Source organism: Cerasicoccus maritimus (genome assembly GCA_031296935.1).
GTDB lineage: Bacteria > Verrucomicrobiota > Verrucomicrobiia > Opitutales > Cerasicoccaceae > Cerasicoccus > Cerasicoccus maritimus.
This window is the reverse complement of sequence record JAVDPD010000015.1, coordinates 35948-59096: the sequence shown is the minus strand read 5'-3', so window position 1 is coordinate 59096 and position 23149 is coordinate 35948. Positions and strand designations below refer to the sequence as shown.

Genomic DNA, 23149 nt, shown 5'->3' with positions numbered 1-23149 from the left:
CCACAACACCGGAGGCAATCATGGCTAACAAAACACTTTTCAAGTCCAAGCGTGGACGCTGGCTGCAAGCGGCCAACACGACCAACGAAGCAGGCGGCACAGCCTACAGCCTGGCGCCCAAGCACGAGCTCGCCCAATACGTGGTGACCGGCTGCCTGAACGGAACGTTCTACGCCGACGCCGAAGCCCAGCTCTCCCGCGTGGTTCAGCTGGCTCAAAAGGTCGACGCCAACTTTCTCGCCAAGCTCGCCGTTTATGCTCGCGCTGCCGGCTACATGAAGGACATGCCCGCCCTGCTCCTGGCCGTCCTGACCAAAAAGGATATCGCGCTCTTCAAGGCCGCTGCCCCGCTGGTCATCGACAACGCCAAGATGCTGCGCAACTTCGTGCAGATCATGCGCAGCGGCGCCATCGGCCGTAAGTCTCTCGGCTCCGCGCCGAAGGGCTTTGTGAAGGATTGGCTGGCTATGCATTCGGATGAATCCATCTTCCGCGCCAACGTGGGTAACTCCCCGTCGCTGGCGGACATCATCAAGATGGTGCACCCGACTCCGGATTCGCAGCAGCGCGAGGCGCTCTACGCTTACCTGATCGGCAAGCCGCACGACACCAAAATCCTGCCGCCGCTCGTGCAGCAGTTCGAGGCCTTCAAGGCAGCCATGCTTAACCGAGCATCCGTTCTTTCCAAGTCGAATAAGCCCGCTTTTGAAGCGCCGGCCATGCCGGACGTGCCCTTTCAGATGCTGACCGCACTACCGCTGACCGACCGTCAGTGGAAGCAGATTGCGGACAACGCTGGTTGGACCATGACCCGCATGAACCTCAACACCTTTATGCGACACGGCGTGTTTGAAAACCGCAAGGTGACTCAACGCATCGCCAAGCGTCTGGCAAATCCGCAGGAAGTGCGTAAGGCCAAGGTATTCCCATACCAGCTCCTGAACGCCTACCTGAACGTGAGCCCGGATGCGCCGCATGAGGTCCGCGAGGCCCTGCAGGACGCCATGGAAGTGGCGACCGAAAATGTGCCGTCCTTCGATTGCTCGGTGGTGGTTTGCCCGGACTCGTCCGGCTCCATGCAGTCGCCGGTTACCGGTGTCCGTCAAGGCGCTACGACCAGCGTGAACTGCGTGCAAGTTGCCGCATTGATCGCATCCGTGATCCTGCGTCAAAACCGCAAGGCGCTCCTGTTGCCGTTCCACGACCGCGTGATCGACACAAAGCTCAACCCGAGTGACTCGGTGATGACCAACGCCAAGATTCTATCGAACCTCGGCTACGGCGGAACCAACTGCGCCCTGCCACTGCAACGCCTGAACCAACACCGCTACAGCGCCGACCTGGTGATCTATGTTTCCGACAACGAATCCTGGATCGACACGAAGCGCAAAAACACCTGGGGCTACAACGCCACCGAGACGCTCCAGGAGTGGGAAAAGTTCAAGCGCTACAACCCGAAGGCGCGCCTGGTCTGCATCGACCTGCAACCCTACGGAACCACACAGGCACCGGAGCGCGATGACATCCTGAACATCGGAGGCTTCTCCGACCAGGTATTCAAGATCATCGAAGCCTTCGCCAAGGGACAACTCGACAACGGACATTGGATTCAGCGAATCGAGCAATCGGTTCAACTGGTTAAATGATAACTCAGCCGGGGCTGCACTTCCCCAGCCCCGGCTTTCCCCCTCGTTCTTTAAAATACATTTTTCTCAACTTTGATGCGAATGCACGAAGGACTACATCGCTATGAACGACGTGGACGTGGGTTCGAGTCCCACCCGCCCTACTCTTTGACCATGGCCGAGTGGCGAAACTGGTAGACGCACCGGACTCAGACTCCGGCGCCCGCAAGGGCATGCAGGTTCAAGTCCAGCCTCGGCTACCAACATTGCTTAGATGGTGGAATGGCAGACACACTACCCTGAGGTGGTAGCGCCCGACCGGGCATGAGGGTTCGACTCCCTCTCTAAGCACCATTTTCAAGGGGCGGTAGCTCAGTGGATAGAGCACGTAAAACGTCTTTCGAAATCTTGTCGCATCATTTTATTTCTGGAGCCATCCGGCGCGAATGCCGAAAGGACTACATCGATTCTTAATTGCGAGACGTGGGTTCGACTCCCACCCGTTCCGCCATTGAAGCGCTGGTTCGCCAGCGTTTCACCGTGGGACGGTAGCTTAGTCGGCAGAGCGCGTTAGTGCGTCTTTTCAACCTCTCGTCGCGTCGGATCGCTCCAACTAATTTTGCCAGAATGCCGCTGGGGAGTACATCGCTGTAAACGAAAATCCCTCTCCGCAAACACTTGTCCGGCAATCCATTTTTCCAAGCCATAAACCAACAGCTACTATGCAAAAATTAAACTTAGAACTCCAATGGGGCGGCATTTACATATCCCGCAATCCCGAAGATTCAACCTATGGAATTTTCCGAATACTAGACTTCAATCGCGATGCTTACCATATCGCCATCTATCAAGAAAAGTTCACCACGCCGCCTTCCCTTACCGAAATACTCAAGTTGAAGCCTTTCATTGGCCATGCGCCGATGGCTTTAAGCGCCCTAATGATCAATGATGAGCTTCAGTTAGTTGGCGGTCAGGAACTGAGCAAAGAAGACCTGGAAGGCTACAACTACTATCTTGAAGCCCATGATGTAGAGCTAAGCGAAATAGAAGATTTAACTCAACGACTCATAGGCTTCAGCAAAGAGCCACCCATGCAGTTAAGCTTAGCAAAACAGGGTGATTCCATTGAAATCCTGGAAACCGAGTAAACATAATTTTCCCAAGCCATAATCAAATATCTGCGAATGCTGAAAGGACTACATTGGTAGAGTCGCAAGACGTCCGAGTTCAATCCTCGGGGCTGAGGCGCCCAGTCATGGGCGCGCAGCGCGAGTCTTTTCAATTCTTGTCGCAGATTCCCATTTATTCTCACAAACTCACGATCTATGAAACCCGCAAAGAACAGTCACATCATCATCGATGGAAGCGCCGGAGAAGGCGGCGGCCAAGTACTGCGCAGCTCACTGACGCTATCGATGCTGACCGGCAAGCCGTTCACGGTTCAAAACATTCGTGGCCAGCGCAAGAAGCCCGGGCTCCTGCGCCAACACCTGACCTGCGTGCACGCCGCACAGCGCATTGCCGCAGCTCAGGTCACGGGCGACGAGATGGGTTCCTCCGAGCTGAGCTTCGAGCCGGCGATTGTTTCCGGTGGGCACTATGAGTTCTCCGTCGGCACGGCGGGCAGCACCATGCTGATTCTCCAGACGATCCTGCTGCCACTTTGCAATGCAAAGCAAGCGAGCGAAGTGGTGCTCAATGGCGGCACACACAATCCCTTCGCGCCGACCTATGACTTTATCCAGCACGCCTTCCTGCCGCTGCTAAACCGGATGGGCGCCAAGGTCAGCGCCAAGCTGGAGAAGCCCGGGTTCTTTCCGGCCGGAGGTGGACGCGTCCGCATCAGCATTGAGCCAACGAAGAAGCTAAAGCCGATAGAGCTCGACGAGCGCGGCGCACTCAAGTCCGAACGCGCAGTGGCGATGATCAACAACCTGCCCAGCGACATCGGCGACCGCGAGCTGAAGGTCGCGCGTGACCGCCTGAACTTGCGCCGCGATCAGTTGATCAAGCTGGACGACTTGCAGGCCGATGGCCCCGGCAACGTATTTCAACTATTCGAAGTTTATGAACACATCAGCGAAGCCTTTGTTGGCTTTGGCGAGGTTGGCAAACCGGCCGAGCACATAGCCCGCAGAACCTGCGACCAAGCTGAGCGCTACCGCAGCTCGGATGCGCCGGTGGGCGACTACCTGGCCGACCAGTTGTTAATTCCATTCGCACTGGCAGGCGGCGGTTCTTTCCGCTGCACCGCCCTCACCCAACACTTCTTAACCAACGTCGAAACCGTGGAGCGCTTCCTCCCGATTCGCATTAACACCGAGCGCGAAGCCCGCCTGGCTTGGCGCGTAAACTTCTACCAATAACTTTACCATGAACGCACAAGATCTAGAACGCTGGGGCGTCCCGAAGGGCGACGCAACCCGCGCCGCTTTCCAAATCATTAAGCGCCTGATGAACGAAGCCGTCTCTCCGGAAACGGTCCGCTCGCAGCTGCTCAACGTGATCCGTAATCCCGATGAATATGCAGAGCATTCGCATTGGGCGCCGCTCGCCGATGAACTGCTGTCGGCGCCGAAGTTCACTCCGCGCAAGGAGCCAGCGCCTTGGCGTCAATGGGGAGACGACCTCGACGACAACGCCATCGAGCAAATGCGCAACGCCTGCGATCTGCCTGTAGCCGTCGCCGGCGCGTTGATGCCCGACGCCCACCTGGGTTACGGCCTGCCGATCGGCGGCGTGCTTGCCACGGACAACGCGGTCATCCCGTATGCTGTCGGCGTGGACATCGCGTGCCGCATGAAAGTGACGGTGCTCGACATCCCGCTGCGCGAGCTGCAGGACGAGCGCGGACGCCAACGCCTGACCACGGCGATCGAGAAGGAAACCCGCTTCGGAACGGGCGCTGAGTTTCAAAAGAACCATAAGCGTCAACACGCAGTGTTGGACCGGGATTGGTCGGTCTCCGAAGTGACAAGCCACCTGAAGCCCAAGGCTTGGGCGCAGCTGGGAACGTCCGGTAGCGGAAACCACTTTGTCGAGTTCGGCGAGTTGACCATTGAAAACCAGACCGAGCTGGGCTTGGCGCCCGGAACGTATTTGGCGCTCCTGTCCCATAGCGGAAGCCGCGGAACGGGCGCGGCAGTTGCTGGGCGCTACAGTAAGCTGGCCATGGAACAACACCCAGAGCTGCCCGACCACCTGAAGCACTTGGCGTGGTTGGATATGGACACGGAGCTCGGCCAGGAATACTGGGCAGCGATGAACCTGATGGGCGAATACGCGGCGGCAAACCATGCCTGCATCCACCAACACGTGGCCAAGCACCTGGGCGCGGAAGTCCTGCTCGACGTGGAGAATCACCATAACTTCGCATGGAAGGAAATCCACGACGGACGCGAAGTCTACGTTCACCGCAAGGGGGCGACCCCGGCCGGTGAAGGCGCTCTCGGGATCATCCCCGGCTCCATGGCGAGCTCGGCCTACATCGTTCGCGGCAAGGGGCAACCCGAGTCGCTGCACTCTGCGTCCCACGGTGCAGGCCGCGTGATGTCGCGCACCAAAGCCAAGCAAAGCCTGGATTGGAAAGCCGCCAACGCGCTCCTGAAGGAACGAGGCGTTACGCTGCTGTCCGCCGGCATCGACGAAGTCCCAATGGTCTACAAAGACATCGAGGAAGTCATGGGTGCCCAGAGCGATCTGGTCGACAAGCTAGCTCGCTTCCAGCCCCGCCTCGTCAAGATGGCCGAAGCCGGCGAACGCCCGGAAGACTAGCAGCCAACCTTCAAAGAAAAACCAAACCTCAAGCACGGTCGTGTCATCCACGGCCGTGCTTTTTCATGCCTTCAAAGAGCACGGCCTTCTCCGCAGTTAAACGTCCTGCCTGCCTACCTCAACTATGGCCAGGCCACTCCCGGCACCCAACTCATTAAGCACCTAACCAAATGAGAGTCTCCTACTCGGTCGATCCTCATCAGATACGTATTTACCCTTCACCGCCGGCGGCTTTTTGCTCAGCGGCTTCGTGGCGAGCGCGGACGTGCTCGGGGGAGGATTTGCTGCCCTTCCAGCTCGTGCGGATCGGCACACTGTTGCTGGTAATGACGCGGCGCACGCTTTGGATCGCGGGGAAAATTTCGTGGTTCCAGTCTTCTCCCTGGGCGTCGAAGGCGGCTTGTTCAAGCTCGCAGATCCACTTGTCTTCGTTGAAAATACCGTTGGTAAACCAGATGATCGCCGGCCAGAAAACATCGAGCAGAAAGCCAACTTTTTCCGGGCGCTGGATGCACATGAGGCCGTAGGTTTGGTTGATGCGCTGCTCGCGGTCGACCGGGTAATAGAGGTTCCACAAATCGAGCGCGGGCTCCTTGCTGCCAGCGGTCCAAAACTTGAGGCGCTGGTAGGGATACTCGGTGCGAATCGTCATGATGTCGCGTGTCTTCACGCCCTCGGCTTCGGCCTCGGCCTTGGCGTCGGCTTCCTTGATTTCCTTCGCCTTGCCGCTGCGCTGGATCATGACCTTTTCGCCGAGCGATTGCTTGCCGCCCTTGCGGTAGAATGAGTAGTCGACCTCGACCCAGTTGTCGCCCTCGCGCTTGCCGAGGAAGAGGGTCTTGATCTGGCCCATTAGCTTGCGGTGCAGGAACTGGTGGTTCATGTCCATCAGGTTCTCGTGCATGAACGACCAATGGCATTCGATGCGGCGGTCGAGCGTGCGCACTTTGTAGCGCGGGTCTTCGGCGGCGGGTGTCTCTGGGAAGGGGACTTGCTCCGCCTTGGCCGGGTCTCCGGGGAAAACAAAAATCAGCCCATAGCGCTCCTGGCACGGGTAGGCCTTGATACTGTTCGGATGGAGCGTGCACTTGTCCAAATACGGGACGCTGGTGCAACTGCCAGTGCAGTCAAATTTCCAGCCGTGGTAGCCACACTTGATGCCACCGTCTTCTACCACGCCAACGCTCAGTGGGACTTGGCGGTGCGCGCAGCGGTCCTCCACGGCGAACAGCCCGGCCTCCTTGCTGCGGACCAGGGCGATGGGCTCGCCCGCAAACGATACCGCATGCGCCTTGCCGAGTTTGACGTCCTGGCTGCGCGCCAGCGGGTACCAGAAGTCTGGATCGAGGCCGGCTTTGCGGATGTCGGGAATATTTCCGCGTTCTTCGTAGGGGGGAACCGGCGTCGGCTCGTTGATGTGGAGAATTTTGTGGCTCATAGAGGCGGGGCCAATTTAACAGCGTGAATGCTGCTGGCAATCACGAATACTGATGAGCAAGTTGCGTTCCGGTTATCGGTCTAGATTCACTTTCATGAGGTGCTGGAGGTTGAACAATGTATTTCACTGTAATCAGTGTCTCTGGATCCCTGTGCGATTTCAGATTCTTGAAATATCTCTTCGACTCCTAAAATCAAGCGATAGATAATTGCCTTGACTTTTTGCTTGGAAATCTAACGATTTTGGTGATGATTGCGGAATGCACCTAGATTACACGATTGCTTTACCTCCCCAGATCCGCCTTAACCGTGAGCTTAACGGCATCTGGGACATCGCATTTGACCCCGAAAATCGGGGTAAGGCCGAGGCTTGGCATCAACATTTTCCGGCGTCCGAGAAGATTGCGGTGCCTAGCACGGTGGAGACGATACGGCCGTTCTATGATGGGGTGGTCTGGTACCGCACTAAATTTTCCGTTGAGCGACAGCCTGGGCAAGTGCACCGCATCTGCTTTGGCGCTGCTCAATATTACGCTGAGGCCTGGCTCAATGGCGAGCGTTTGGGCGACCACGAAGGCGGGCTGTTGCCGTTTGAGTTTGATGTTTCCCAGGTGCTGCACGACGGTGACAACGAACTTATTGTGCGCGTGATAGCTCCGCCAATGGATCGGGAGATCGACGGCTTCCGCTGCGGTGCCCCGCTCAACCAAGCAGAGATCCCCATCGCTAAACTAGGATGGTATTTTAACGTGGGTGGACTGTGGAAAGGCGTCTCGTTGCTGACCTCGAAAACAGCGGCGATCAAGGATGCTTTTCTGGAGCCCTGGCCAAGCCAGAATGTGGTCAAGGCCCATGTGGAGATTGACTCGCAGGAAGCTTTGAACGGTGTCGAGCTCAAGGTATCTATTGCCGATTGGAAGAGCGGCGATACGGTTGTGGAACACGTCGAGCATGTTTCGCTGGCCGCTGGCCAAACTAAACTAAACCTCACTGTGCCGTTTGCAAATGCACGGCGCTGGACCCTGGCAGACCCACACCTGTACCAGGCCTCGATTTTGGTGGCCGCAGGTGACGATGCGCTCGACGCGCATTGCGTGCGTTTCGGTATGCGTGAGTTTGACTACGTGGATGGAGAATTTCAACTCAACGGCGAACGCATTTGCCTGAAGGGCTTCTTGCACCAAGGTGATTTTCCACGCACAGCAATCTATCCGGACACGACCGAAATCGTCGTCAAAGAACTACAGCAGCTCAAAGACCTCGGCTTTAATTTCATCCGTTGCCACATGCGCCCGCATTACGAGGTGTTGGACGTTGCCGACGAGCTTGGCTTGCTCGTTATGTCCGAGCCGCCGATTGGCTGGATTGCCAATTCGCCGCACGCGGTCGAGCGCTGTTGGCGGGAAATCAGTGGTTTGGTGCTCAATGACCGCAACCGCCCGTCGGTCGTGATGTGGGGCCTGATGAATGAAGTATTTCACCTGAAGGGCTTCAAGCCAGAGGAAATGCTCAAGCTTGTCGCCCAGTGGATGCAGGAAGTCTATCAAATGGACCCGACACGCCCGGTAATCGATGTGTCCGGTGGCCACAGCCTGGTGGAATACGGTGGCGTATCCGACATGCTGCCTGATACCGCGCACGATGGCAACGTGGCCTACATGCTGAGTCCGAGTCAGCCCGAGCCAGTAGCGATTACCGATACCCATAGTTACCATCGCGTGCCAACGCAGGATCATGACTGGAACGCCTTCCGCACGCTGGGTAGTGACGGCAAGAGCGTCTTTGTCAGCGAATACGGCGCCGCGCAAGTGCCTCCGCAATTCGACGATGTACTGGCGGCTTACAGCCCCGCTGATCGCGAAATCGGTCTGGAAGACTACTGCATGAACGTAGACTTTAACGCCTCGCTGGAGGAAGCGTTTGCCAACGATTGGCTGCGCGCTGCAGTGGGCGAAAAGCGAGACTGGATTCAGCACACGAACGAACTACGGGCGTCAGATATGAAGCTGGTGACTCTCGCAATGCGCGCCAACCCGCGTGTATCTGGCTTGGTCTTTACGCAGTTGGCGGACGCCAGTGGTGAACTTTTTGGCGCAATGGATACTTGGCGTAATCCCAAGCCCATGCTGGCTGCATTGGCTGAGGGCTGCGCCGATGACACCATCGCACTGTTTCCAACGAGTCGCATCCTTGAGCCCGGGCAGAAGTTTGGCCTGGAGGCGATGCTCTTGCATGAATCGTCGGTATCGCCGCAAGCGTGGTCCGTCTCCCTGAAGAGCGAAGGCGGTGAGACTGTGCAGGCCTGGAAGGGCGTCATTGCCGCTGATGCAAAACACCGTGCACTGCTGATCGAAGAAGGCGAATTGAGCTTGCAGGATGCCGGCCTCTATACCGTGGAGGCGTCACTCACTCTGGCTAATGGCAAGACAGTTGCCAACTCCGTACAACTGCGCGTGGTGGCGCAAACGCCGATTTGCGCGAAGGCAGTAGCTGTGGCGGGCGAACGCGGAGGCACTATTACGAAGCTCATCCAGGAATATGGAGTAACAAACCTGCCATTCAGCAATAATTTCCGTGAGCCGCATGCGCCGATTGTCTTCGACTTTAAAGGCATGGCCGATAAGCGTGGTGCAAACATTTTTGAGGATTATCACCAACTGCGCAAGGCAATCAAGGGTGGTGGCTATGCGATCCTCTTTGAGCCTGAGCCGCTGACGCTTTATCAGTACGTAATCCCGGGGCTGATTCGCCAACGTCCGGTCATGCAGCCAAATTGCTACACAACTTGCCCGGACCTGTTCGAAGGTTTGGGTGGCGCGGGCGTGAATGACTTTGGTCAATCCAGTCTTGCTCCCACGAAGTTTGACCGCATTCAGGACGTCCTCGACTTGGGCGGACGCATCATGATGGGTGGTCTCTCCGCTCACATGTGGACGCGCCCCGCGGTGTTCTTCCACGGTGCCGCGATTTACGAACTGCCCTTGGGCGAAGGCGAATTGATGGTCTGCCACGTGCCGCTGCCAACCCTTGCTGAGCAATGCCCGGTAGCCCGCCGCCTGCTCTGCAATTTGATCAACTACGCGCAGTCGAAGATTACCAATCCAAGCATCGACGGCCTCCTTTCCCGCAGCATCGACCCACTGCCAGGCGAGGAGTTTTAATCACGTGGAACCAATTCCCAACCAGTTCTTTCTGGAAAAGTTTATATTGCCTGAATGTTGATTAGAGTGTTTCAGAAAAGGAGCAAATATATGCGGCTAGTCGCACAGTAGGCAGCGTAGAGTCGACAATTTCGAGGTCAGCAAGTCGAATGATTGCCAAGTGGATGACGCATTCGCCGGTACTGCGACTTACCCGCTCGCGTGCGCTTTACCTTGAAAGCGCTAAAGTCAACGCGATCAACCGCCTCCAAGATGAAATGCACCGGCTCGTCCTCAGCAACCCACTCACGCATATAAACCGGCAACAAAAGAGGCGTGTCACGATCTACTGTCACAAAATCCATCCGAGCAACAAATCAAACTCATTCGGACAGTTCGATCAGTTCCGACAGGCTGCTAGGCGATACGCATACGTTGCCAACGAAAGCTCAAGCCTGCGCGCAACCGCGCCACGCGCTTACGCACACCGCTTGGCACTTCGTAACCTGGGCAATGCACCGCCCGCAATTGGCCAGACATGAGTAGATACTGGTCTAGTGAGTGATACTGGTAAGGGTGGGTATGAATACGCACCCCAGGGAGGCCAGCAAGGCGCCCGGCATCCACCACATCTCGCTCACAACCACCACCCACGTGAATGGCATAGCGTGTCTTCCCATTGCCCTCTGCGAGCACTTTCCCCAAATCCAAATAAGCTTCAGGAAAATCCGGGAATTTAAATAAGAGCAGCCGAACACGCTTTGCCCAGACTTTTTTTTCCGCCTCAGGCAGGCACATTTCACCCGGAGCAAAGCTCGTGTAGGGAGCGATTGCTATAACATCATCCGCCTGTAGCAGGCTCCCATACAGGAGCGCGGGAAAACCGGACGTCGACGCGCCACACACCAGTAGGCGACGCGGCTGCACCGTGGAAACAATCTCCCGCAAGCGGGCCAGTACAGAGGCAAAATCTAGAAACTCGGGACGCATGCCAGCGAGGCTCTGGCAGCCGCTCGGGTCAAAGACGCGAACGCAATTACGCCGCTCCAGACCCAATGCCCGAAAATAGCGCTGATTGTGGCGCGTAGCCGTATTCAAGAACACAACGACGAGTTCATCCGAGGAGACCTGGCGAGTGAACTTTAGCATAAGCAGTAACTCAACAACTACAACAAACGCCACTGCGGCAATCAAGGCTATTCCCCACCACACACCAAGCCGAAATCGGCTCCCAGAGAGAACAGACATCCCGCAAGAATCGGGTCGAAATTTGTCGGCGTTTTTTGCTAAGCTGGTTACTCACGCATGACGACCAACGCGCCCAATCAAGAACAGACCTACGCGACTATTGCACGGGCAATTGCCTGGCTACAGGAGCACTACCGCGAGCAGCCGACTCTGGACGAGGTCGCCGCGAGCGTGAGCGTGAGCCCGTTTCATTTTCAGCGCTTGTTCACGGATTGGACGGGTGTGAGTCCGAAAAAGTTTTTGCAACACCTGAGCCTCATGCACGCCAAGCAACTGCTGCGTGATGAACAGGCCACGCTGTTTGACGCCGCGCTGGCTACTGGCTTTTCGGGCCCGAGTCGGCTGCACGATTTATTCGTCAACATCGAGCAGATGACGCCTGGCGAATACAAAAACGGCGGCGCGGAACTGACCATCGACTACGCGCTCGCGCTGACGCCGTTTGGGCAAGCCATCCTCGCCGCCACGCCGAAAGGGCTGACTCAGCTGGGCTTCGTCGAATCGCTCGAAGAAGGCATCGACTGGCTACGCGAGGCGTTCCCCAAGGCAACATTGCGCGAAGGCGAAAGCGTGCATTTTGCGGCTGCGCGACAGCTCTTTCGTGCCGACTGGTCGCAGCTGGACCGCATCAAGCTACACCTGAAGGGCACGCCGTTTCAGCTCAAGGTCTGGCAGGCGCTGTTGCAGATTCCCTCCAACCGCTTGGAGACCTATGGCAGCCTCGCGCAGTCAATTGGCGACCCGAAGGCCAGCCGCGCGGTTGGAACCGCCGTAGGCGCAAACCCGATTTCCTATCTGATCCCCTGTCACCGCGTGATCCGCGCCACGGGCGAAATCGGTGGCTACCATTGGAACCCCAACCGCAAGCGCCTGCTCATTGCATGGGATCAATGCGCGGGGGAGTCAGCAAGCGCCGGTTGACGCCGCCTATTCGATGCCTGGGTCCCAGGGCTTGTCATTGCGCTCGTATTTACCGTCGTCAAAGCCGCTGAAGTATAGATTCACCCACGGGTGCATGATGCAGTCTGTATCTTCGTCGAGCTTCAGGCTACTTTGCGCTGCGTAGGTTGTCTGGTCGGACTCATCGACGAGCACGTAATACCAGGGCTGCTCGCGGTCCGGCTGAGTCTGGTTGCTCAGGTACCACTGCTCCGACGCCTGGCAAACAGTGTCACGATGCACCACTACGCCACGGTAGCCGTAGCGGCGATGCCGGACGAGGTCGCCCGGTGCAAAGTGCGGCTTGGACTCGCCGCCCTGCTCAAATGCTTCTCGCGGAGCGATCATTGGGAATGCAAAATGATAAATTAAAAAGGCAAAAGCCAACAGGTCGCCAATTCTGGATTCCTACTGGCTTTTTAGAATTTTGCATTCTGACTTTTGAATTTCCCTACTTCCCGATCGCCCCCAGGAGCGCCTTGATGCGGTTGCCCCAGTTAGCTTTTTCCGTGGCGCTGGGCGCCGGAGCCTTGAGAGCATCTTCATCCCACCACTGTGGCGCCTCGGTCTTGAGGCCGGTTACATTGCGGAAAGTAAAGAGGAGCACCGGCACGACTTCGCGTGGGTCGATGACAAAGCTCTTGCTGAAAATCAGGTCCATCTGGTGGACGTAGTTCTCACTGCCGCGCATGCTCGCAGGTACGGAGGTGATCGACTGAAGCGCTGGCAACTGCATCTTGAAGGACGACACCTTCAGCTTGTCGAGGGTGGCCTCAATCAGCTTTTCCAACTCAGGCGTCGGTGTATCGACCACGAAGGTCAAACACATGTAATTCACGCGTGCGCTCTGCGAACCGGTTTCAGGGCGGGCGACCTTGCAAATGCCTTCCAGCGTGCGCTTACCACCCGGCGCGGGCTGGTAGAAATTGAAGAAAGCCAGAAACTCTTCTTGAGAGAAAAAGTCCTGCAGTTCGTCTTGCGCATCCGAATTGGGTAAGGGTAAGTCGCTCACAGTAATGTCAGTGTTAATGATGGATTTAACACTAACTTAAAGCCCTTCCCGGTATTGACTAGCTTAAAAATGGCTTTCCCCCTCAGGGAGATTTTTCTTCAACGATGCCCAAGTCCACCGTTTCACGATCAACCACCGCAGCATGTGCCGCCGCGTTTGGCTTAGATCGCCACTGGTAGCCACGCTCTGTAATGATGGCATATTCAGCCGAGCGGATCGGCCCCATTTGAAACTCGCCGTTGGCCAGTGTCGTGATCTTGGGTTCCTCGTAGATGCCACCGGCATGGTCCAATGGGATCGCGCGCACTGTAATATCAGAAGCCGGCTGACCCTCGGCATCCACCACACGCCCCTTCACGAAGCCTCCACCGAGCATCGAAAGATCGAAGGTGAATAACTCACCCGCCTTGGACTCAAAGGGCGCGCTGATTGCCGCGGGTAGCGTCCGCCGTTCATCAGAGTTACCATAGATCGTGTGATAGACACACAAGCGATAGGCAATGCCATTACCCGCCGGCAAAAAGGCCGCAAACTTGCCCGTTTCGCGGTCCACTTTAACATTCGCCCGCGAGTCGCCCGAGAAGCTACTGCGTCTATCACGAACGGGCGCAATCGTCGCCGTAATCGAGCCATCCGGGATCTCCTCCGGCAGTTTCACCGTGCCAGAAACACGAATGCCGCGTTCGGCCGTGATGTTGAACTCGTTCAGGCCCTCCTTGAGATCGACAACCATGTCGTTGGTGCCGTCTGGTCCAGTGGGGGGCATCGAATCAAACCTGGCGTGCTGCTCTCCGAAAAAAACATGCTGGTGTGACCACCAGCGCGTATATTCACATTTGGTTTCGCGGGCCACCCAGGAGGCGATCGAAAAACGGGTTTGCTGAACAGGGAGGTGCTCCCAGATGGCTTGACCGTTCTTATCCGTTACCCGCATACTATTCTTGCGAATGCCTCCATGGTAGGGACCAATGCGTTCACCGACATAAATCGGAAAGCCCACCACTGGCTCACCAGTTTTGCTGTCCCGCAGCGTGAAGACCACTTCGGCGCCAGCGGACATTTTTGCCGGTAGCTCATTAACAGCTCCTTCCTTAACTTCCAGAGAATCGATCACCAGGCTGTAGCCGCGCTCGCTCTCCGCGACCAAGCGATAGCGCCCGGGCGAAATCATGAAATCGTAGGCACCGTTTTCATCGCTTTCGACATCGTAGAAAATGTCATCCATCTCACGCGGTTCGCCACGAGAGTCCCGCCAAGGACGCCGGGCTTCAAAGCGAAAACTCACCTTGCCGGTCAGCTCGCCATTGGGCCCTTCCATCTGACCTTGCAAGCGCGTCTGCTGATGAAGCGTGATCGGCGCTGCCTGACCTTCAGGCACGAGGGAAATCCACTGCGGCGCGTAATCTGGATGCGTTATCTCGATATAGAAAATGCGCAAATTACGCGCATTAGGCAAAATACACCAGCCGTCCACGTTAGACTCTCCGGAGACAGAATCGCGCCCACGATGCGGATCATTGACTACTTTAGCGCCAGCAATGGGATTGCCGTCCACATCCTGGATATACAGAGCAATGTCATCCGCGCCACAGGCTTCAGGCAGGGGCAAACCATCAGCTTGCTCAATGTGCTCTGCAACGAGCTGTAGCGTATTCGAGAATTCCGGGAAAACGCCCTTAACCGATGTCTGCACGCCGTCTTCGAGCTCTGCCCACCAGTCACACTTAGCGCCAGGGCCGTAAAACATCACCTTCTCCTTGGCAATGCTGCGCCAGCCGGCCTGCACCTGCTCCGCGCTTAAGCCATCGGTGGTCAACGGAACATAGGCATGCTCGTTTTGCCCGATCAAACCGCTTGCAGTCGTAGCCAACTCTTTAATTTGCAGCGCCTCACCGTCGGGACCAATAAACTGAACCCACATGCGGTCGCTCAGAGTATACACCAACGGCTCATTTCCTTCCAACAATGGAGGCAATACGCGCTTCCAGGAAACGGCGACATCCGCCAGCCAGAAGTCCATTGAATAGCCCGGTATGCACGGTCGTAGTTCTACCATTCCCTGACCATCCGTCTTCAAACGATGTTGCAATCTGCGGCTCACCGGAGCCACTGATATGGTGCGGTCCAGTGGTTCACTACTGAGCTGCGGACCATAATCAATCTCAACGTTTTTCAATGGTGCCCCATCGATATCCACGATTTGAATAGTGCGCTTCAGCGCGGGCTCTAGCTGGATATCTGGCAACGTTTCTCCATCGGCCTCGATTGCCGGCACGTCAATCACTCTGGCAAAATCGCCTTTCCTCACCACCGCCTGTAACGCCACCCCTATTGGATATTCTTTGCAGACAAACTCTCCCAAATCATTGGTTTTCAAAGATGGCAACGTCAACGTTTTCATCGTATCACTGACGATCTGGCTACGCGATACATTCAGCCGGAAAATGACTTCAGCATTCACAGCGGGCGAACCATCGGGCATCAACACCCGCCCCTTGGCAGAAACCATTGGCTTAACCGCACTCGGTGCATAGATTTTAAGATCGAGTTTGGTCTGATAAACTTCAAACCGCATGAAATGTGGCCGGGCATCATCGTTTGCTCCATTGACAAAATACTCACGAGCGGTTGGTGCCCAAACACTGATGTAAGCCTCACCAGGCGGCGCCCGAAAATCAAATTCACCGTCTTCTCCCGAGAGTAGATACAGCTCACCTCCTGCATGCCTCACAAAGATTCTGATCCCGGCCAATGGCTCCAGGCTCACCGGATCCAGGATCACGCCCTGCACCGGCGTTCCACTTTGCGCCACAAAGTTAATGCCTTTGATTGCTTGCCCGGAATCCAACTGCACCTGCTGCGATTGCGCATCCAGCATCGGGTCCTCCACGCCCATAGTAAAGCTGCCCGTGCCGCCACTATCATCCCAGGCGTCCCCCTTGCCGTAGAGCCCGGTCAGGTTGTATCGCCCCTGCGCGTCGGTGCGCGTAAAGGTATAGTCGGAGAGCGGCCAGTTAGGCGTCGCATAGACCATTATGCCCGCCGCCGGTTGTCCATTGGGCATCCGGACTACTCCGCTTACCGATGCGCCTGGGCGCAGGCACACCGTCGAGGGATTATCCTTGCCCGAGCCGCAGCCCGACCAGTTGGGCGAAAGCCCGGCTTTCTCCGCAGCAAAGACCACCGATCCTTTCGGCAGTTGCTTAAACTCCACCTTGCCCGCGGCGTCCGTCTCCGCCCGCATGGAACCAAAGGCCGGTTGAAAAAACGCCCCATGCCCATTGGCCGAAATAGAGTGCACCCACACATCGGCGCCAGCCACCGGTTGGCCATCCTTGTCCTGCACCATCACCGTGCGTAGCTCGGGCTCGCTTAGCTGGAGCTGCATATCCTGCGTAACAGTCGTTGGCTTGATCGCACGCACATCAAGCGCCAGTCCATCGGCTTCCGCCACTACGTAATAGCGTTCACGCTCGGGGTCCGATTGCCAGGCATTGAACAACAAATCATCCGAAAATTGAAAGCGTCCCTCCTCATCGGTCCGCACCGAATCAACGACGCCATTTTCCAGTCCATAAAAGTATTTCAGGTGGTACAGTGAGACCTGCGCGCCGGCGACTGGATTCCCATTAGGGCCAACAACTGTCCCAGTGGGAGGGGCCTGCCGATGTCGCACAAAGGCATCCGTTTCCGCATTCAACTCGCTCGAATAGACCGCCAGCGAAAGCCCCAGTGACAGTGAAAAAACCGCCGCCAAGCTGGCGATTGCCCGCACGTTTGGCCCTTCTAATGTCGATTGCCCGGCCAGGGCGCGTATCCGCTGAAGCAATGAACCATCGCTCGCAGCCGTCGCCAGCGTGGGTGGGTTCTGCCGCCAAAATTCCAATGACGCCAACGCTTGAGCGTATTCCGCATTGTTAGCAAACTCCTCTGCGCTCATCGCATCGCAGCAGAGCTCGCGAGTGGCAACCGTCTTCCTGTTTAGCCACCAAACCACTGGATGGTAAAACAGGATCGCCGTGACGTACGACTGGACGAAATTAACCAGGTAATCGTGGCGCCTGATGTGAGCCAGTTCGTGCAGTAAAATCGCCTCAACTTGCTCGGGAGTGAGCATCGTTAAAAATCCAACCGGAATGAGAATCACCGGCTTCAAAGCGCCTACCACCATCGGCGCCTTAGCATAGACGCTTTCCAGCACACGCACTGTAGCTGTGACGCCCATGCGCTGCTTCAGACTTTGCAGATCGACCGGCAGGACAATCTCTTTGCCAGCGCTTACCCACACGCGGGTCATGCGCCAGCCAATGGTCAGCCTTAGGCTGAGCAAGACGGCGATGGGGAACCAGCCAACGACCAGCCACGGAACATAAGGCGCCGCACGCTGCGACCATACTTCCCGCCAATCCGACTCAGGTGGATTTTCCACGATTAGCGCACTCGCCTTAGGAATGCCAAGATCATTGGCGGCCGGCACGGCTTGAACGACGGTTAATGGTTTGACGGGCTCGGAGTGGGCAACAACCAATGGCTCGGGCGGAGCGACATCGGATTTGACCACCGCCATCGGCTGGACGACGTAAAACGTCGCCATGGGCGCCAAGGCACAGAGCACGAGCGACGCCACGCTGATCGCATAGCTAACGGACGCTCGGCGCGCAACGGGCAGGCGGAACAACAGGCCTGCCAATAAATCGATCAGCGCACCTTGCCACACAAAGTGGAGCAGCGCCCAGCCGATGCGCTGCATCACGGGCAACTCGATTAGGTACTCCAGAGTATTCGACATGCTGCCTCCTCAACGTTTAGGCTTTTTCGGTGACTGCTCCATGGCGTCGATCAGCTGGCGCATTTCCGCGAGCTCCTCCGGCGACGCTTTGCCTTGGCCCAACGCCTGCATCGCGAGCTTTAAGCCACTCCCGCCAAAGAGTTTTCCCGCCAGTGACTGGACCGCCTGCTGCTTCGTTTCCCCCTCGTCGATGGCAGCTGTATAAACATGGGCGCGCTGGCTCTCATCACGCACCACCAAGCCTTTCTCCGCCATGATCTGCATGAGCTTGAGCACCGTCGTGTAGCCCGTCTCGGTCACGAGGCGCTCATGCACCCCACGCACGGTCAACGCCCCATGCGCCCATAACACTTTAAGAATATCCAGTTCCGATTCCGTTGGTCGCAGCGGTTTTGCTTTCATACACCTATCTACGAACACTTTCGTAGGCCTGTCAACGAAAAGCTTCGTAGTTAGATTATTTTAATCTTTATTCAACATGTTCGACTATAGGACACCTCGATTAACCAACCATGGCCGAGATTGCGTAGGTTAATCGAAGTGGCCTATAGGCATTGGCAGAGTCACCCCTATGCACAGCTTCTGCCTAACCGTAGCAGAGTCCATGTTACTACCATGCATTTGTAAAGGAATCGCCGATCCGTAATTGGGGAGTCGGCGATACACAGGGTGGGAGTCAACTTAAGCCGACTAGGGAGTCGGCGTCTCCCGATTACTGCCTTCAATTCGTGACATACCGAGCGTCAACGGCAGGTTTCGGTATTGGTCGAAAACACAGGTGGATTTTAGCACAAAGGGTCGGACATATAGAGGGGAAGGCCAATTTTTCTCCACTAGAGATAATATGAAGTTGCCGGGGCCAGCACTTGCTCAACCCGGCAACTTCATGTTATCTCTAGGACTCCCCCATTCACCCAACTCGAAACTCACCACTCTCTCCTCCGAACTACCGCAAAAAAACGGCGCCTCCGAGAACGGAAGCGCCGTGTAAAGTTTTAGATCGTTGACGATCGACCTTAGCCGACTTGCGGCGTGAAGGAAGACTCACTGGACTCGTCGTCGCTCAGGGAGTAGTCGCGCTCAACCATCGGGTTGTTTTCAACCGGAGTGCCCAGTGCATTGACGCTGAGGCGGCGATACTTCGGAAGGCCGGTGCCAGCAGGGATGAGGTGACCCATGATCACGTTTTCCTTAAAGCCGGTCAGGCGGTCCTTCTTGCCGAGGGTCGAAGCGTCGGTCAGCACGCGGGTGGTTTCCTGGAAGGAAGCCGCGGAGATGAACGACTCGGTCTCGAGCGATGCCTTGGTGATGCCCAACAGGATCGGCTCACCTTCGGCCGGCTTACCACCAGCTTCTGCGATGCGCTCGTTCTCGTTGAGGAAGTCACTCTTGTCGATCTGCTCACCCCAGAAGTAATCGCTGTCACCTGGATCGGTGATGCGCACCTTGCGGAGCATGCGGGCGATGATGAGCTCGATGTGCTTGTCGTTAATCGGCACACCCTGCATACGATAGACCTTTTGAATCTCGGACAGGAGGTATTCCTGAACGGTATTCGGCCCAAGGATGTCGAGGATTTCATGCGGATCGGCGGAACCTTCGGTGAGGTGCTGGCCCTTGTGGACCACGTCGCCAGCGTGCACGATGATGTGCTTGCCGTGCGGGATCAGGTGTTCTTCCTGCTCGCCGGTTTCCTCGTTGGTCACGATCAGCTTCTTCTTGGAGCGAACTGCGCCGCCAAACGAAACAACACCGTCGATCTTCGCCATTTCGGTGGCGTCCTTCGGGCGACGGGCTTCGAAGAGCTCAGCAACACGCGGCAGACCACCGGTAATGTCCTGCGTCTTGGACGCCGAACGCGGAGTCTTGGCCAGCAGGGCGCCCGGGGCGATGGTGTCGCCGTCGGAGACGGAAACCTGCGCGCCCACCGGAATTGCGTAGGTCGCAAGGACCTTGCCGGCGTCGTCACGGATTTCAACCTGCGGGTTGAGGTCTTCCTTGTGCTCGATAACCACGGTGGCGATACGGCCGGTGGAGGCGTCAAGCTCGCGCTTAATCGTCACACCCGGAATCATGTCCTTAAAGGCGATGTTACCAGCTTTTTCCGAGAGAATCGGAATGTTATGCGGGTCCCACATGGCCAGAACGCTGCCCTTTTGGATCTCGCCGCCGTCTTGAACGGTCAGCACCGAACCGGTGACAATCTGGTAGTCTTCCATGACGCGGTCGTCTTCGTCCAGGATCTGGACCGAACCGGTCTTGTTGAGCACGATGCTAGCGCCGTCAACGGTCTGCACGAGGCGGAGGCCGGTGTAGCGGACGAAACCAGTGTTGCGGACCTTGATTTCCGGATTCTTCATCGAACCGGTAGCAATACCACCGATGTGGAAGGTACGCATGGTCAGCTGGGTGCCAGGCTCACCAATCGACTGCGCGGCGATGATGCCCACAGCGGAACCGGGCTTGACCATGTCGCCCGTTGCCGGGTCGAGGCCGTAAGAAAGCGCCGGGATGCCGTTCTTACGCATGTGCGTCAACGGCGACATGACCTTGATGCGCTCGATGCCCACGTCGACGATCTTCTTCGCCATTTGCTCGGTGATGATCTCACCATTCTTGGTGATGATTTCGTCCGGCTCAAGCGGGTTGATCACGTCTTCGCTCGGGCAACGACCGGTGATGCGGTCTTCCAGAGGAACGATTTCGTCGTCACCTTCGTAAATGGCGTGCTTCCAGATACCGTCGCGATTGCCGTCGTCAGCTTCGGTGATGACGCAGTCCATTGCGACGTCACAAAGCTTACGGGTCAGGTAACCAGCGTCCGCGGTCTTAAGCGCGGTGTCGGCCAGACCCTTACGAGCGCCGTGAGTGGAAAGGAAGTATTCCAGAACGGACAGACCTTCGCGGAAGGAAGACAGAATCGGACGTTCGATAATATCACCGGACGGCTTAGCCATCAGACCACGCGTTCCGCACAGCTGGCGAACCTGTTGCTTGTTACCACGAGCACCGGAGTCCATCATCAGGTAAACCGGGTTGATGTCCGGGCGGCCCTGGTTGGTGTTCAGTTCGCGGAATACGGAGTTGGCAATCTGGTCGGTAGCGCCGGTCCAAATGTCGATGATCTTGTTGTAGCGCTCACCGGTGGTGATGATACCCTTGGAGTATTGAGCTTCAACTTCGTCGATCTTCTTACGGGCTTCGGCGATGATGTCCTTCTTGTCTTCGGGGATGATCATGTCACCGATACCGACGGAGATGCCGGCGCGGGTCGCCATCTTAAAGCCAATGGTCTTGAGGGCGTCGAGCACAGGCACAACGTCACGCTTACCAGCGGTCTTGTAAGAGTTCATGATCAGGTCACCGAGCTTCTTCTTGGTGACAGCGAAGTTCACGAAACCGATCTTCTCCGGCCAGATTTCCGCAAAGAGAATGCGGCCAATGGTGGTGCGGATGATCTTCTTTTCGTGGTTACCGTAAATGGTGCCGGGCTTGCCGTAGTCCGGGTTCACGAAGTCAACCCAGGTGTGCAGATTGAAGTCTGCGCGGGTGGACTCGGCCAGGATCGCTTCGTTGCGGGTGGCAATCAGCGGCACACGCTCGCCCTTGGCGGGCTTCGTCTTCGGGTCGGCCGTGGTGTAGTAAGAACCGAGAACAACGTCCTGCGACGGAGTCAGAATCGGCTTACCGGAGGACGGCGAGAAGATGTTGTGCGTGGCCAGCATGAGCAGCTTGGCTTCCATGACAGCTTCGACCGACAGCGGAACGTGCACAGCCATTTGGTCACCGTCGAAGTCCGCATTGTAAGCGGTGCAGACGAGCGGGTGCAAGCGGATTGCGTTACCTTCAATCAACTTCGGCTCGAAAGCCTGGATCGAGAGGCGGTGCAGCGTCGGCGCGCGGTTGAGCATGACCGGGTGCCCCTTGGTCACTTCTTCCAGAATGTCCCAAACTTCCGGCGACTTCTTTTCGATCATCTTGCGGGCGCCACGAACGGTGTGGACAAAGCCCAGCTCCTTCAGGCGACGAATGATGAACGGTTCGAAGAGCACGAGGGCCATCTTCTTGGGAAGACCGCACTCGTTGAGCTTCAGTTCCGGACCGATGACGATAACGGAACGACCGGAGTAGTCCACGCGCTTACCGAGCAAGTTCTGGCGGAAGCGGCCCTGCTTGCCCTTGAGCATGTCGCTGAGGGACTTGAGGGGGCGGTTGCCAGCGCCGGTGACTGCGCGTCCGTGACGGCCATTGTCGAAGAGCGCGTCCACAGCTTCCTGCAGCATGCGCTTTTCGTTGTGGATAATCACGTCCGGGGTCTTCAGTTGCAACAGGTTCTTGAGACGGTTGTTGCGGTTGATGACGCGGCGGTAAAGGTCGTTCAAGTCGGAGGTCGCGAAGCGGCCGCCTTCAAGCGGAACGAGCGGGCGAAGGTCCGGCGGGATGACGGGCAGGACGTCGAGCACCATCCACTCGGGACGGGTGCCGCTGTCGATGAAGCCCTGGATCACCTTGAGGCGCTTCGCCAGCTTCTTCTTGATCTGCTTCGAGCGGGTGCTGTGCATTTGCTCGTGCAGGGTGCCGATTTCCATCTCGAGCTCGAGCTGGGCCAGGCTGTCGCGGAGTGCTTCCGCGCCCATCTTGGCCACGAATGCGTCTTCGCCGTATTCGTCCTGAGCCTGAATGTATTCCTGCTCGGTCAGGAGCTGCTTGGGCTCCATCGGAGTCTTGCCCGGATCGACCACCATGTAGTTCTCATAGTAGATGACCCGTTCGAGGCTGCGAGCGGTCATGTCGAGGAGCAGACCGAGGCGGCTGGGCATCGACTTGAGGAACCAGATGTGGCTAACCGGAACGGCGAGCTCGATGTGGCCCATGCGCTCACGACGGACGCGGGCGACAGTCACTTCGACGCCGCAGCGGTCGCAGATGACGCCCTTGTACTTGATGCGCTTGTATTTGCCACAGGCGCACTCATAGTCGCGGACCGGCCCGAAAATGCGCTGGCAGAACAGGCCGCCCGGCTCGGGCTTGAACGTGCGGTAATTGATGGTTTCAGGGTTTTTTACTTCCCCGCGCGACCAGCTGCGAATCGTGTCCGCGCTGGCGACGGTAATGCCGACCGAGTCAAAAGACTGGTCTTGGTCGAATCCAAGTGCTTCGCGTGCTTCTTGCGTGCTCATGTTTG

Annotated in this window: 13 protein-coding genes and 2 tRNA genes; 8 read left to right on the top strand and 7 right to left on the bottom strand. The window is 57.1% G+C overall.

Features of this window, described 5'->3' with window-relative positions; all coding sequences use genetic code 11:
• Window positions 1–20: 20 nt before the first annotated feature.
• The 6 genes from RBB62_RS11145 to RBB62_RS11120 all read left to right on the top strand — a co-directional run bounded on the left by RBB62_RS11145 (window position 21) and on the right by RBB62_RS11120 (window position 5399).
• Window positions 21–1646 (top strand): vWA domain-containing protein, encoded by a 1626-nt coding sequence (locus RBB62_RS11145; protein WP_309398917.1) that lies wholly within the window; start codon window positions 21–23, stop codon window positions 1644–1646.
• A gap of 155 nt (window positions 1647–1801) precedes the next feature.
• Window positions 1802–1888: transfer RNA gene (locus RBB62_RS11140), tRNA-Leu, on the top strand.
• Between the two features lie 5 nt (window positions 1889–1893).
• Window positions 1894–1979: transfer RNA gene (locus RBB62_RS11135), tRNA-Leu, on the top strand.
• Window positions 1980–2347: 368 nt separating this feature from the next.
• A complete protein-coding gene (locus RBB62_RS11130) occupies window positions 2348–2773 on the top strand; it encodes a hypothetical protein (protein ID WP_309398916.1) in 426 nt (141 codons plus the stop codon).
• A 177-nt stretch (window positions 2774–2950) separates the two neighbouring features.
• Window positions 2951–3991: an RNA 3'-terminal phosphate cyclase gene (gene rtcA / locus RBB62_RS11125; protein WP_309398915.1), complete on the top strand. Its 1041-nt coding sequence runs from the start codon at window positions 2951–2953 to the stop codon at window positions 3989–3991.
• Window positions 3992–3998: 7 nt separating this feature from the next.
• The gene (locus RBB62_RS11120) at window positions 3999–5399 is read left to right on the top strand and encodes an RtcB family protein (RefSeq protein ID WP_309398914.1); all 1401 of its coding nucleotides are present in this window, start codon (window positions 3999–4001) and stop codon (window positions 5397–5399) included.
• 211 nt (window positions 5400–5610) lie between these two features.
• Here RBB62_RS11120 and RBB62_RS11115 read toward each other — a convergent pair whose 3' ends face one another.
• A complete protein-coding gene (locus RBB62_RS11115; protein WP_309398913.1) occupies window positions 5611–6837 on the bottom strand; it encodes a Rieske 2Fe-2S domain-containing protein in 1227 nt (408 codons plus the stop codon).
• Between the two features lie 259 nt (window positions 6838–7096).
• Between RBB62_RS11115 and RBB62_RS11110 the strand changes: the two genes are divergently transcribed.
• Window positions 7097–9997 carry a glycoside hydrolase family 2 protein gene (locus tag RBB62_RS11110; RefSeq protein ID WP_309398911.1) on the top strand — a complete coding sequence of 967 codons (2901 nt, stop codon included), beginning with the start codon at window positions 7097–7099 and terminating at the stop codon, window positions 9995–9997.
• A gap of 396 nt (window positions 9998–10393) precedes the next feature.
• Here RBB62_RS11110 and RBB62_RS11105 read toward each other — a convergent pair whose 3' ends face one another.
• Entirely contained in the window at window positions 10394–11125 is a 732-nt protein-coding gene (locus RBB62_RS11105; protein ID WP_309398909.1) for a hypothetical protein, read from the bottom strand.
• Between the two features lie 156 nt (window positions 11126–11281).
• Between RBB62_RS11105 and RBB62_RS11100 the strand changes: the two genes are divergently transcribed.
• Window positions 11282–12145, top strand: a complete 864-nt coding sequence (locus RBB62_RS11100; protein WP_309398907.1) for a bifunctional transcriptional activator/DNA repair enzyme AdaA — start codon at window positions 11282–11284, stop codon at window positions 12143–12145.
• A gap of 6 nt (window positions 12146–12151) precedes the next feature.
• Here RBB62_RS11100 and hspQ read toward each other — a convergent pair whose 3' ends face one another.
• From hspQ to rpoC, 5 genes are all read right to left on the bottom strand, one after another.
• On the bottom strand, window positions 12152–12511 hold the full coding sequence (hspQ, locus tag RBB62_RS11095) for a heat shock protein HspQ (protein ID WP_309398906.1): 360 nt from the start codon (window positions 12509–12511) through the stop codon (window positions 12152–12154).
• A 103-nt stretch (window positions 12512–12614) separates the two neighbouring features.
• Window positions 12615–13175 carry a hypothetical protein gene (locus RBB62_RS11090; RefSeq protein WP_309398905.1) on the bottom strand — a complete coding sequence of 187 codons (561 nt, stop codon included), beginning with the start codon at window positions 13173–13175 and terminating at the stop codon, window positions 12615–12617.
• Window positions 13176–13257: 82 nt separating this feature from the next.
• Window positions 13258–17964 carry a M56 family metallopeptidase gene (locus tag RBB62_RS11085; RefSeq protein WP_309398904.1) on the bottom strand — a complete coding sequence of 1569 codons (4707 nt, stop codon included), beginning with the start codon at window positions 17962–17964 and terminating at the stop codon, window positions 13258–13260.
• A 9-nt stretch (window positions 17965–17973) separates the two neighbouring features.
• Window positions 17974–18366: a BlaI/MecI/CopY family transcriptional regulator gene (locus RBB62_RS11080; RefSeq protein WP_309398903.1), complete on the bottom strand. Its 393-nt coding sequence runs from the start codon at window positions 18364–18366 to the stop codon at window positions 17974–17976.
• Window positions 18367–18980: 614 nt separating this feature from the next.
• Window positions 18981–23144: a DNA-directed RNA polymerase subunit beta' gene (gene rpoC / locus RBB62_RS11075; protein ID WP_309398902.1), complete on the bottom strand. Its 4164-nt coding sequence runs from the start codon at window positions 23142–23144 to the stop codon at window positions 18981–18983.
• Window positions 23145–23149 lie beyond the last annotated feature (5 nt).